At 72.5% G+C, this 11,123-nt stretch carries 14 protein-coding genes; 8 read left to right on the top strand and 6 right to left on the bottom strand.

Going from position 1 to position 11,123, the window contains the following annotated elements:
- Positions 1 to 76: 76 nt before the first annotated feature.
- Complete coding sequence (locus ACRDTB_RS34810) at positions 77 to 469, bottom strand: type II toxin-antitoxin system VapC family toxin (protein ID WP_431436492.1); 393 nt, start codon at positions 467 to 469, stop codon at positions 77 to 79.
- Positions 466 to 696, bottom strand: a complete 231-nt coding sequence (locus ACRDTB_RS34805) for a type II toxin-antitoxin system Phd/YefM family antitoxin (protein ID WP_431436491.1) — start codon at positions 694 to 696, stop codon at positions 466 to 468. Before ACRDTB_RS34805 ends, ACRDTB_RS34810 begins: the two co-directional genes overlap by 4 nt.
- 113 nt (positions 697 to 809) lie before the next feature.
- Here ACRDTB_RS34805 and ACRDTB_RS34800 point away from each other — a divergent pair, with 113 nt between their 5' ends.
- From ACRDTB_RS34800 to ACRDTB_RS34775, 6 genes are read left to right on the top strand one after another with little or no spacing between them, the layout of a single operon-like run.
- The gene (locus tag ACRDTB_RS34800; protein ID WP_431436490.1) at positions 810 to 1,412 is read left to right on the top strand and encodes a DUF4178 domain-containing protein; all 603 of its coding nucleotides are present in this window, start codon (positions 810 to 812) and stop codon (positions 1,410 to 1,412) included.
- Positions 1,409 to 1,900: a DUF2617 family protein gene (locus ACRDTB_RS34795; protein WP_431436489.1), complete on the top strand. Its 492-nt coding sequence runs from the start codon at positions 1,409 to 1,411 to the stop codon at positions 1,898 to 1,900. The genes ACRDTB_RS34800 and ACRDTB_RS34795 overlap by 4 nt, the downstream gene beginning before the upstream one ends.
- Positions 1,897 to 2,316, top strand: a complete 420-nt coding sequence (locus ACRDTB_RS34790; RefSeq protein ID WP_431436488.1) for a DUF4247 domain-containing protein — start codon at positions 1,897 to 1,899, stop codon at positions 2,314 to 2,316. The genes ACRDTB_RS34795 and ACRDTB_RS34790 overlap by 4 nt, the downstream gene beginning before the upstream one ends.
- On the top strand, positions 2,313 to 3,212 hold the full coding sequence (locus ACRDTB_RS34785; RefSeq protein ID WP_431436487.1) for a hypothetical protein: 900 nt from the start codon (positions 2,313 to 2,315) through the stop codon (positions 3,210 to 3,212). Before ACRDTB_RS34790 ends, ACRDTB_RS34785 begins: the two co-directional genes overlap by 4 nt.
- Positions 3,213 to 3,226: 14 nt before the next feature.
- Positions 3,227 to 3,652 carry a DUF350 domain-containing protein gene (locus tag ACRDTB_RS34780; RefSeq protein ID WP_431436486.1) on the top strand — a complete coding sequence of 142 codons (426 nt, stop codon included), beginning with the start codon at positions 3,227 to 3,229 and terminating at the stop codon, positions 3,650 to 3,652.
- A gap of 7 nt (positions 3,653 to 3,659) precedes the next feature.
- Positions 3,660 to 5,231, top strand: a complete 1,572-nt coding sequence (locus ACRDTB_RS34775) for a polyamine aminopropyltransferase (RefSeq protein ID WP_431436485.1) — start codon at positions 3,660 to 3,662, stop codon at positions 5,229 to 5,231.
- A 2-nt stretch (positions 5,232 to 5,233) separates the two neighbouring features.
- On the opposite strand, the gene ACRDTB_RS34770 is transcribed toward ACRDTB_RS34775, so the two are convergent.
- Together ACRDTB_RS34770 and ACRDTB_RS34765 are read right to left on the bottom strand one after the other, a co-directional pair.
- On the bottom strand, positions 5,234 to 6,334 hold the full coding sequence (locus tag ACRDTB_RS34770; protein WP_431436482.1) for an S-adenosylmethionine:tRNA ribosyltransferase-isomerase: 1,101 nt from the start codon (positions 6,332 to 6,334) through the stop codon (positions 5,234 to 5,236).
- A 98-nt stretch (positions 6,335 to 6,432) separates the two neighbouring features.
- Entirely contained in the window at positions 6,433 to 7,140 is a 708-nt protein-coding gene (locus ACRDTB_RS34765; protein WP_431436481.1) for an SDR family NAD(P)-dependent oxidoreductase, read from the bottom strand.
- A 153-nt stretch (positions 7,141 to 7,293) separates the two neighbouring features.
- On the opposite strand from ACRDTB_RS34765, the gene ACRDTB_RS34760 reads away from it, so the two are divergent.
- Positions 7,294 to 8,430 (top strand): GAF domain-containing sensor histidine kinase, encoded by a 1,137-nt coding sequence (locus ACRDTB_RS34760; RefSeq protein WP_431436480.1) that lies wholly within the window; start codon positions 7,294 to 7,296, stop codon positions 8,428 to 8,430.
- Positions 8,423 to 9,064: a response regulator gene (locus ACRDTB_RS34755; protein ID WP_431436479.1), complete on the top strand. Its 642-nt coding sequence runs from the start codon at positions 8,423 to 8,425 to the stop codon at positions 9,062 to 9,064. The genes ACRDTB_RS34760 and ACRDTB_RS34755 overlap by 8 nt, the downstream gene beginning before the upstream one ends.
- Before the next feature lie 101 nt (positions 9,065 to 9,165).
- Here ACRDTB_RS34755 and ACRDTB_RS34750 read toward each other — a convergent pair whose 3' ends face one another.
- Together ACRDTB_RS34750 and ACRDTB_RS34745 are read right to left on the bottom strand one after the other, a co-directional pair.
- Positions 9,166 to 10,074, bottom strand: a complete 909-nt coding sequence (locus ACRDTB_RS34750; RefSeq protein WP_431436478.1) for a serine/threonine dehydratase — start codon at positions 10,072 to 10,074, stop codon at positions 9,166 to 9,168.
- Between the two features lie 20 nt (positions 10,075 to 10,094).
- The gene (locus ACRDTB_RS34745) at positions 10,095 to 11,060 is read right to left on the bottom strand and encodes a chitinase (RefSeq protein ID WP_431436477.1); all 966 of its coding nucleotides are present in this window, start codon (positions 11,058 to 11,060) and stop codon (positions 10,095 to 10,097) included.
- Positions 11,061 to 11,123: the final 63 nt, after the last annotated feature.

Below are 11,123 nucleotides of genomic sequence, written 5' to 3'. Positions count from 1 at the left end.
GCGGCGGCCCTGGCCGCGGCGGTCGCCGGCGACCCGTTCCGCCGCCCGTTCATCTGCCTCGGCGCCGGGTGAGACGTCAGTCAGCCCACTGGACCGGCACGTCGTACCGGTCGAACATCCGGTCCGCGGTCAGGATCGTGAGCTTGTCGAGCTGCGCCTGGGCGATCAGGACCCGGTCGAACGGATCCCGATGATGCGCCGGCAGCTGTGCGACCCGGAGCGCGTGTCGGTGGGTGACCGGGATACCCGTCACGCCGCTGGTGCGCATCCGGTCGGGCACGTAGTCGGCGGGCGGCACCGGCAGCGACAGCTTGCCCAGCGCGTACTTGATGGACATCTCCCAGGAGCTCGCCGCGGACAGGAACAGGTCGACCGACCCGTCCCGCACCAGCGCGAGGGCCTTCTCGTTGAGGTGTTCCGGCGAAACCTGCATCCACAACCACGTCCGCGTGTCGAGCAGGACGCTCATGACTCGAAGTCATCGAGCACGTCGTCCGGGAGCGGCGAGTCGAAGTCGTCCGGCAGTTCGAACACGCCCCGATCCCGTCCGAGCACCCGCTCGGCTCCGCGCTGGACCGGCACGAGTCGCGCCACCGGCCTGCCGCCACTGCTGATGGTGATCTCCTCACCGGTGGCCACGCGCCGCAGCAACGCGGACAGCGTTGTCTTGGCCTCGTGCACACCCACCTCGACCACACGCTCAAGGTAGACTAAGTCCCCGACTAAGTCGAGCTGCGGCCAGCATGAGGGCTCTCAGCGTCGGGTGACTATGCTCGCCGGCATCACCGTTGTGTGGGGAGGAACCGGCCGTGACCGTGCTCATCGTGGTGCTGATCGTGCTTGTGGCCGCGCTCGCCGTGGTCCTGGTGTTGCGGGCGAGAGCGAACCGCAAGCCCGTGCCGCAGCCGCCCGCCAAGCCGCAGGATCCGCTGGCCGACCACCAGGGTGTCACCGACATCCGCACGGTCCGCGCCGGCGACATGATCGACTACGGCGACCAGCTGTACTTCGTGCGTGGCTCCCTGCGGCTCACCGAGGGCGGCTTCAGCTGGTCCGAGCACTTCCTCGACGACACACGCGGCGACCGCGTGTGGGTGTCGGTCGAGGAGGACCCGGACCTGGAGGTCGTGTTCTGGCGGGAGACCGACCTCGTGACCGAGCCGGGCGGCAAGTCCATGGAGGTCGGCGGAGTCACCTACACCAAGGAGGAGGACGGCACCGCGCGCTACACCTCCGAGGGCACCACTACGGTCGCCGAGCGGGGCAGCGTGGACTACGTCGACTACGAGGGCCCGGAGGGCAAGGCGCTGAGCTTCGAGCGGTTCGACGGCGGCAAGTGGGAGGCCGGGCTCGGGGAGTCGGTCGCCCTGCCCGCGCTGCGCGTCTACCCGGCCGGCAGCGACCGAACGTGAGGGCGCGCATCGACACGCGGTTCGCCGACTCGCGGGCCGCAGACCTGAGCCTCGCCTACGGGCTGCCGCGGTTACACGCGCTCGGCGCCCATCGCGTCGCGCTGCACGGGATGGACGTCGAACTGTGCCTGCTCGGCGCCTCGCACCAGGTGATCGTCGGCCCGTGGTCGGAGACCGTGGCCTGCCTGCCGGACCGGGCCGACACGCTGCCCGCCCGCGAGGAGGTCGTCTCGGGCGGGCTGCGGGTGCAGTTCGCGGCGCAGACGCTGCGGTTGGACGAGTTCTACCTCGCCGAACGCGTCGCGATGATCGCGCGGGACTGCGCGGCCGACCCGCAGGCACTCGTCGGCGAGTTCCCGGGCGATCCGCTGGCGATCACCGCGCTGCGGGCGTGGGAGGAGAAGGACGGCACGGCATGGCGGACGTGGCACGCGTACCCGCAGGCCGGTGAGCTCGTGGAGACGCGGACGATGGTGAGGCCGGCATGACGTTGCGGTCCAAGCTGTTCATCGCGGGCGGGATCGCCGCGGTCGGGCTAATCGTGCTGGTGTTCGCGCTGCTGGGCGGTCGCGGCATCCGGGACCACCTCGACGACAACTACCAGCGGGCCTCCTCCGAGGGCCGCTCGGTCGTGTACACATCGGACCAGAAGCCGAAGGCGGTCTACGAGTCGGTCCGGTCCGCGGTGACCCCGGCCGACGTCCAGGTCGACCCCGAGGGGTACTTCCTGCGCTACTCCGACGACATCGTGGCGATCACCGCGAATGACGCGGGCTCCCGGATCTACCTCGACGACGAGCGGCGCGGGTACGCGCTTTGGTTCCCGTTCGTGGCAGGCGTGTGGGGGACCGGCGGCGGGCTCGGCGAGGGCGTGCGCGGTGGCGGGCCGGGGGGCGGAAAATGAGGCGTCCGCTCGTCGTGGCGGTGTTCCTCACGGTGTTCGTCACGGTGTTCTCCGTGCCCGGCGTCGCCTCCGCCGACGTGATCTTCGACCCGGCCGACGCCGACGAGCTGGCGGCGACCCTCGCCGACGCGTACGAGAGGCAGGACGTGTGCTACGGCTGGTCGATCGCCGTCAACAACGAGGGCCTACCGGAGAGCAGTGTCGGCTCGAACTTCGGCGTCGGCCAGTCGCTCGAGGACAACTTCGCACAGTGTACGCAGAGCGTGGAGTTCCAGGCGGACATCATCTGGACGCCGGAGTCGTCGGAGGCCGACGACGACGCGCAGTACCAGGTCGTCTCGACACCGGGCGGACCGTCCACAGAGGACCTCGAGGGCCTGGAGATCATCAGCGAGGACGGGTTGGTCAGCGAGACCGTGGACGTCGACGTCTACAAGGCGGTCGCCGCGCTGCCGCTGCTCGCCGCCGACACGGGGATGGCGGACCCGATCGAGGCCTCACCGGCCGCCGAGACCGACTCGGGCGACGCCGTGCCGACCGACTCGCCAGGGTCCGACTTCTGGCGCGAGTCCGGGATGCTGGTCCTGTGGGCCGTCCTGCTGTTGGTGGCGGGCGGGGCGTTCGCCTGGTACGCGATCCGGTCGTCGCGCCGCCCGGGCCGCCGCCGCACGATCGGCCCGGTGCCGGAACAGATCCCGGAGTACGTTCCGCCCGAGTGGTCCCCCGGACCGGGACCCGCCGTGCCGGCACCCACCCCGGAGCCGGAAGCGACCGAACGGGCCGAGCCGGCCGTGCCCCCGCCCGCCGAGCCCGCCAAGCCGGACACGAAACCAGACGCTGAGCCGGACTCCAAGCCGGACGCCAAGTCCGACCCCGAGACCAGGCCCGAAGGATAAGGAGCCACCCACCCATGCTGTCCGATGTCTTCACCGAAGTCGGCATCGCCGCCACCTACGGGCTGGTCGGGCTCGTGCTGATGGCGGTCGGCTTCGCGATCGTCGACGTGCTCACCCCGGGCAACCTGCGCGAGCAGATCTGGGTGCAGCGTCACCGCAACGCCGCCATCCTGCTCGCCACCAACGTCGTCGGCGTCGGCATCATCGTCGCCACGGCGATCGCGGCCAGTGAGGACGACTGGGGCGCCGGCATCGTCTCCACGGTCGCCTACGGCCTGCTCGGGCTGATCCTCATGGGACTGTCCTTCGTGGTAATCGACGCCGTGACGCCGGGCAAGCTCGGCGAGATCCTGATGGAGGACGCGCCGCACCCGGCCGTCTACGTCAACGGCGCCTCACACCTGGCGGTCGCGGCGATCGTGGCCGTCTCGATCGTCTGAGCGGGGCATGACCGCGGTCGAGACCCGAGCACGACCGCACGCTCGCACGCGGGTACTGCGGGCCGGCCTCCTGTTCGCCACCTTCGCCTGCGCCGCATGCGGTCTCGTCTACGAGCTCGCCCTCATCGCGCAGGGCTCCTACCTGCTCGGCGACTCGATCACGCAGGCCTCCGTCGTGCTCGCGACCATGGTGTTCGCCATGGGCATCGGGGCGCTGGCCGCGAAGCCCCTGCAACGCCGGGCACTGGCGAGCTTCGCGGTGATCGAGGCGGTCCTCGCGCTCGTCGGTGGGCTCTCGGTACTCGGCCTGCACGCCACGTTCACCTGGCTCGACCTGTACTGGCCGGCGCTGATCGTCATCTCGCTCCTCGTCGGCACGCTGATCGGCGCCGAGATCCCGCTGCTGATGACGCTCCTGCAACGCATCCGCCGCCAGGACGCCGGCTCGGCCACCGCCGACCTGTTCGCCGCGGACTACGTGGGCGCGCTCGTCGGCGGGCTCGCGTTCCCCTTCCTGCTGCTGCCTCTGCTGGGCCAGACCCGCGGTGCGCTGCTCGTCGGCATGGTCAACGCGGTGGCCGGCGCGTCCGTCGTGCTGGTCCTGTTCGCCCGCACGATCCCCAGGCGCCGGCGGGTGGCGGTCGCGGCCGGCACGCTCGCGGTCCTGACCGTGCTCGGCGTGGCCTTCGCCGGCAGCGACGCGTTCCTGCGCTACTCCCGCAGCGTGCTCTACGAGGACCCGGTCGTGTACGCGGAGACCTCGGGCTACCAGGAGATCGTGCTGACCCAGTCCTCGCCGGTCACCGAGGGACCGACCGACACGCGCCTGTTCCTCAACGGCGACCTGCAGTTCTCCTCGATCGACGAGTACCGCTACCACGAGTCGCTCGTCCACCCGGTGCTCGCCGGCAAGCGCGACCGCGTGCTCGTGCTCGGCGGGGGCGACGGGCTGGCCCTGCGCGAGGTGCTCAAGTACCCGGACGTGCGCGAGGTCGTCGAGGTCGAGCTGGACCCGGCCGTGCTGCGCCTCGCCGAGCGGCATTCGGTACTCGCCGACCTGAACGACCACTCGCTCGCCGACCCGCGGGTGAAGGTCGTCGTCGCGGACGCGTTCGCCTGGCTGCGCGACACCGACGAGCGGTTCGACGCGGTGATCATCGACATGCCCGACCCCGACGCGACGGCCACCGCGAAGCTGTACTCCCAGGAGTTCTACCTGCTGGCACGCCGCGCGCTCGCCCCCGGCGGCCGGATGGTCGTGCAGGGCGGCTCGCCGTTCTTCGCGCCACGCACCTACGACTGCATCCTGAACACGATCCGCGCCGCCGGCTTGGGCACCACCCCGTACCACGTGAACGTCCCCACCTTCGGCGACTGGGGTTTCGTCCTCGCCCGCCCGGGCCCACCTCCGGACCTGCGCCTCGACCCGCCCGAGCCGCTGCGCTTCCTGACCGAGCCCACCCTCGCCGCGGCCCGGGCCTTCCCCGCCGACCGCCACCCCACCGGCACCGAGCGGCCGTCCACACTGGACGATCCGCGCGTTCTCCGCCTGACCACCGAGGAGTGGCGGCAGTACTAGCGCTAGGGGAGGAGCAGGTTGACGTCGCCGAACTCGTGCCACAGGTAGTCGGCGTTGACGGCTTCCGCGTAGGTGCGGTTCAGCAGGTCCGGGCCGGCGATCGCGGCCAGCATGTCCAGGTGCGACGCCCGCGGTTCGTGGAATCCGGTCAGCAGGCCGGACACCACCCGCACCCCGCGCTCGGGCGTGACGACCAGGTCCGTCCAGCCCGACGCGGCCGACACGACGCCGGCCGGGGACGCGGCCGACTCGATGGCCCGCACCGCCGTCGTGCCGATCGCGAGCACCCGGCGGCCCTCCGCGCGCGCCGCGTTCACCAGCCGCGCGCTCGTCTCCGACACCGCGTAGCGCTCCGGGTAGGGCCGCTCGTGTGCCTCCGGTGACGCGACGCCGGTGTGCAGCAGGATCGGCGCGAACTGCACGCCCGCGGACACCAGCGAGGTGACCAGCCGGTCTGTGAACGGCCGCGACGCGCTCGGCATCTCCGCACTGCCGGGCGTCGTGCCGAACACCGTCTGGTAGTACGACAGCGGCCACCGCGCGGCGACGTAGGAGTACCGGATCGGTGCGCCGAACGCCGACAGGTACGCCGGGACCCCCCGGCCCAGCGTGTCCACATCGGACTCCCACAGCCGGTGAGGCCTGTTCAAAACACTCCGGATCGCCGGCCCCTTCGCACGTGGTCGACCAGTCTTGACTTGGCCTCGCAGTCCGGAGAACGGCTCGCGCAGCGTCACCGACCCGCCACCCAGCAGCTCGAACCGCTGACCCGGCGCGCCGCCGCCGAAGGGCTCCGTGGCCTTCCCGCTCACCCGGCGCAGCTCGACCAGCCAGCGCCCGGACGGCAGCTCGGTGCAGATGTGCACCGCGAGCCCGGAATCCACCACCGAGACGGCCGCCGGCATCGTCGCCGACGTGTTGACCACCAGCAGGTCCCCGGCGCGCAGCAGCACCGGCAGGTCCGCGAAGCGGTGGTGCGACACCCGCCCGGTCGCGCCCTCGCTGACCAGCAGGCGCACCCCGTCGCGCGTGAGCCCCCGCGCCTCCGGCGGCTCGTGCGCCTCGAAGTCGGCCGGCAGCACGAAGTCCATCACCACGGTCATTCCCGCCCCCTACGACGATCCCCGAACCCGCGAGTCCAACGTTCCGGACCCGCGAGTCCAACGTTCCGAACCCGCGAGTCCGACGGACCGAGCACGCCTCATGCCGGCACCGTGATCTCGGACAGCCGGACCCGGCCGGACGGCGGACGCGTCGTGACCAGCCGTACGAACGCCGGCACCACGCTCTCCGGCGGCGGCCGGTCGCTGATGTCCTCGTCCGGGAACGCCTCCTGGTGCATCCGCGTCCGCAGGTCGCCCGGGTCCACCCGCCACACGCGTACCGACGGCTCCTCCGCGGCGAGCACGTTCGAGGCCTGCTCGACGGCCGCCTTCGCCGACCCGTAGCCGCCCCAGCCCTCGTAGCCCTCGACCGCGGCGTCGGAGGTGACGTTCACGATCGAGCCGCCACGGGCCCGCAGGCCCGGCAGCGCCAGCTGGATCAGCCCGAGCGGCGCCACGACGTTGACCTCGTAGACCGACCGCAGCACGTCCAGTGGGTACGCACCCAGCCGCGGCTGCGGGCTCGGCCCGAGGATGCCGGCGTTGTTCACCAGCAGGTCGGCCCCGCCCAACTCGTCGGCCGCGGCCACCAGCGCCGCCCGGTGCGCCGGGTCGGTGACGTCGCCCGGCACCGCGCGGGCGTCCGCGACCCCCGAGCCGGCCCTGGACGCGATCCCGGTGACGGCAGTGGCGAGCGCGCCCGCGTCGCGGGCGTCGACGACCAGCCGCCAGCCGGCCTCAGCGAGTCCGGTGGCGAGCGCGAGCCCCAGCCCGCGGGACGCCCCGGTGACGATCGCGACAGGCATCGTATGACTCCTCTCGATCACCGCTCGGTCGACACCGACGCTAGGAGCGAGCCGCGCGGCTGGCATCGGGCGCGGGACCGGACCGGCCTCGGCCGATGGACCTAGGTCCCCGGTCCGATCCGCGAAGCCGCTGGTCTGGGTACCGTGGCGGACGTGACCGGGTTCGATCGGGACGAGCTGCGCGAGGTGAGCGCCGCGGTGCTCGCGGTGACCGCGCACCTGTCCGTGCGCGACGTGCTGCGCACGATCCTCACCTCGGCACGTAGGCTCGTCGGCGCCCGCTACGCCGCGCTCGGCATCCCGGACGGCGACGGCGGGTTCGGCGAGTTCATCGCCGACGGCATCACCGACGAGCAGTGGGCGGCGATCGGCCCCTTGCCGCGCACCCACGGCCTGCTCGCGGTGCTGCTCCGCGACCCGAACCCGGTGCGGCTGGCCGACATCCGCCGCCACCCGAACTTCGGCGCCTGGCCCGCCGCGCACCCGGAGCTCACCGACTTCCTCGGCATGCCGATCATGGACGGCGACGAGTTCGTCGGCGAGGTGTTCCTGGCCAACAGCTGCAACCCGGGCGGGTTCACCGCCGAGGACGAGGAGCTGATGCGCCTGCTCGCCGCGCACGCCGCGATCGCCATCGTCAACGCCCGGCTATACGAGCGCAGCCGCGAGCTGTCCATTGTGGAGGAACGGAGCCGGATCGCCCGCGAGCTGCACGACGCGGTGACCCAGAAGCTGTTCAGCCTGCGGCTCACCGCGGACGCCGCGTCCGCGCTGATCGAGCGCGACCCGGCGCGTGCGGCCGCCGAGCTGGACACCGTGCGCGGGCTCGCCGCGGAGGCCACCGACGAGCTGCGCGCGATCGTCGTCGACCAGCGGCCCGCCGACCTGCGCGGCGACGGGCTGGACATCGCGCTGCGCAAGCAGGCCGAACTACTCGATCGTGTGCACGAACCCACCATCCGGTACACCACCTGCCACTGCGTGCCGGCGCTCACCGACGCGCGGCAGCAGGCGGTGTACCGGATCGCGCAGGAGGCCATGCACAACGCGCTGCGCCACGCGGGCGCGGCACGGATCGACGTGAGCATGGTGTCGGCGGACGGGACCGTCGTGGTCGAGGTGCGTGACGACGGCGCCGGCTTCGACCCGGCCTCCGTGCAGGGCACCGGACGCCGGCTCGGCCTGGTGTCGATGCGCGAGCGGGCACGCGCCGCGGGCGGCAGGTTCGAGGTGCGGTCCGAGCCGGGCAGGGGGACGATCGTGCGGCTGGTGGTGCCGACCGGTGGCTGACCGGATTCGCGTGCTCGTCGTCGACGACCATCCCGTGGTGCGCCAGGGGTTGCGGACCTTCCTCGACCTGCAGGACGACCTCGAGGTGGTCGGCGAGTCGGCCGACGGCGAGTCCTGTGTGGACGATGCGGAGCGGCTGCGCCCGGACGTGATCCTGCTGGACCTGCGGATGCCCGGCGCGGACGGGGTGAGCGCGCTGCACGGCCTGCGCGCGGCCGGCAACCCGGCGAAGGTCCTGGTGATCACCAGCTTCACCGAGCCGGCCGCCGTGCTGCCGGCGGTGCGCGCGGGCGCCAGCGGCTATGTCTACAAGGACGTCGACCCGCCCGCGCTCGCCACCGCAATCCGTTCCGTGCACGCCGGCCACGTGCTGCTGCACCCGGACGTGGCACGGCTGCTCGCCGCCGGCGGGCAGCACGGCGGCCGGCCGGGGGCCGCCAACCTGACCGCGCGGGAGCGGGAGGTGCTGGCCGAGGTGGCGCGCGGCCGGTCGAACCGGGAGATCGCGCGCGAGCTGTCGCTGTCGGAGAAGACCGTGAAGACGCACGTCAGCGCGATACTCGGGAAGCTTGGTGTGCAGGACCGGACGCAGGCGGCACTGCACGCGGTGCGCTCGGGTCTGGTCGAGCCCTAGCCGGCGTCCGGCGGCGCGTGGCGGCCGTCATGCCTGGAAGGCGTCCTTCAGGACGCTCACCGCCGGCAAGGACGCCTTCCAGGCATGCGCGCTGGCCACGGTCAGGCCGGCCGCCAATCCGTGTTCGCACCGCAGACGATCAAACAGGCCAGCTCCCCGGGCACCGCACCGGCGAGCCACGCCGCGAACGGCACCGCCCCGGCCGGCTCGACCGCGAGCCGGAACTCCTCCCACAGCCGGTCCCGCGCGGCGAGGATCTCGTCGTCGGACACCAGCACCGAGCGGGCCGACCCGAGCAGCTCGAACGGCAGGTCCCCGACCCGCGTCGCCCCGAGCGCCGACGACGCGACCGAGTCCACCGGGGAGTCCACCGGCCGCCCGGCGGCGAGTGCGTCGTGCAGCGAGTGGCAGCCCGCGGGCTCGACTGCGACGACCGTGCGGCCCGCGGCGCCGAGCACGGTCCCGGCCGCGAGCCCGCCGCCGCCCACCGCGACCACGAGGGCGTCCACGGCCGGCTCGTCCGCGACGACCTCGGCCGCGCACGTGCCCTGCCCCGCCACCACCAGCGGGTCGTTGTACGCCGGCACGTAGCGGGCGCCGGACGAGTCGGCGAACTCGACCGCCGCCGCGGCGGCCTCGGCGTAGGTCGTCCCGTGCCGGACCAGCGAGGCACCCACCGCCTCGATGCGCCGGGCCTTCGCCGTGGGCACCGACTCCGGCACGTACACGGTCGCCGGCAGGCCGAGCAATGCGCTCGCCGCGGCGACCGCCAGCCCGTGGTTGCCGCCCGACGCCGTGACCACCCGGTCCGGCCGCGCCCCGCCGAGCAGCGCGTTCAACGCACCCCGCAGCTTGAACGCACCGGTCAGCTGCAGCTGCTCCAGCTTGAGCACCAGCGGCCGCCCGTCGACCGTCGCGCGCAGGACCGGCGTGCGCCTGGCGTAGGGCGCGATGCGGCCGGCGGCACGGCGCACGTCGGCGGGCGTCGGCAGGATGGTGGAGGTCGTCATGTCACCATCCTGCCAACCCCTCAGCCGGTGAAGCCGTGCGTGATCGAGGTGAACTCGAAGGTGTCCTGCGCGATGCCCGAGCAGGTGGGGGAGACCCCGCCGCCTGGGCAGGACCCGTTGTCCCTGCCCGCGGACCAGAACGCGACCAGCCCGATGTGGTTCGCGTTGGCCCAGTCGACGAGCCGCCGCGCGTGGTCGAGCTCGAAGACCTTGCCGTTGTAGTTGCGGCCGATCATGGGCGTGACCCCGAGCCGGCGCTTGAGGTCGGCGTCGGACATGCCCGGCCAGATCTCGCGCATCTGCCCGAGCGACGCCTCCGCGGCGGCGATCACCGCGTCGCCCCAGTCCGGCCGGCTCGTGCCGAACTCCATGGTCATCGGGTTCACCAGCACGTCGACCCCGTGCGCGGCGGCCGAGCGCAGCACCTGCAGCGAGTACGGGTCCATCCCGTAGTCGTCGCCCTGCACGCGCATCGTGTAGCTGACCGACGTGCCGCGCTCGTCCTGTACCTGAGCGAGTGCCTGGTTGACCAGGTCCTGCGGGATCGTCGCCTCCACGTCCACGTCCAGATGGTTCGTGCCGACGGTGTCGAGGATCTTCCGGTACGCACCGGCCAGGGCCTCCGCGCTGTCGCAGGTGTACTCCAGGTACGGCCCGGCCGCGCCGCCGGTCGCCACGATCACCTCGCCGCCCATGGCCCGCAGCGCGCGGATGTCGTCCAGGATGCGGGGGTCGTCGAGCGGGATCGTGCCGCCCCACGACGGGTTGCAGCCGGTCGAGTCGGCGAGCACGAACGCCAGCGTGAACACCTTCTGCCCGGTCGCGTTCGCCACGTCCACAAGCGACGGTGTGGGCATGGTGATGTCGACGTAGGGCGCCGCGGTGGGGGCGGCGACCAGCGGCTCGGCGGTGGACGGGACGGAGACGGCCGCGGTCGCGGCGAGCGCGACGAGGATGGTGGACGCGGCCTTGCGCAAGCGGAGCATCGTTGATCACCCTCGCGGATACCGGATGTGCAGGGACTATCACCGTAATTGGTTCAGACCACG

Source organism: Actinophytocola sp., assembly GCF_050699935.1.
GTDB lineage: Bacteria > Actinomycetota > Actinomycetes > Mycobacteriales > Pseudonocardiaceae > Actinophytocola.
The sequence above is the reverse complement of the archived record's forward strand: the minus strand, read 5'-3'. Positions and strand labels throughout refer to the sequence as shown.

Coding starts and splice junctions, on each gene's coding strand:
- ACRDTB_RS34780 (WP_431436486.1), top strand. CDS start 3,227: ATGCTGTCCGATGTCTTCACCGAAGTCGGCATCGCCGCCACCTACGGG.
- ACRDTB_RS34750 (WP_431436478.1), bottom strand. CDS start 10,074: ATGACGACCTCCACCATCCTGCCGACGCCCGCCGACGTGCGCCGTGCC.
- ACRDTB_RS34785 (WP_431436487.1), top strand. CDS start 2,313: ATGAGGCGTCCGCTCGTCGTGGCGGTGTTCCTCACGGTGTTCGTCACG.
- ACRDTB_RS34745 (WP_431436477.1), bottom strand. CDS start 11,060: ATGCTCCGCTTGCGCAAGGCCGCGTCCACCATCCTCGTCGCGCTCGCC.
- ACRDTB_RS34790 (WP_431436488.1), top strand. CDS start 1,897: ATGACGTTGCGGTCCAAGCTGTTCATCGCGGGCGGGATCGCCGCGGTC.
- ACRDTB_RS34810 (WP_431436492.1), bottom strand. CDS start 469: ATGAGCGTCCTGCTCGACACGCGGACGTGGTTGTGGATGCAGGTTTCG.
- ACRDTB_RS34770 (WP_431436482.1), bottom strand. CDS start 6,334: ATGACCGTGGTGATGGACTTCGTGCTGCCGGCCGACTTCGAGGCGCAC.
- ACRDTB_RS34765 (WP_431436481.1), bottom strand. CDS start 7,140: ATGCCTGTCGCGATCGTCACCGGGGCGTCCCGCGGGCTGGGGCTCGCG.
- ACRDTB_RS34775 (WP_431436485.1), top strand. CDS start 3,660: ATGACCGCGGTCGAGACCCGAGCACGACCGCACGCTCGCACGCGGGTA.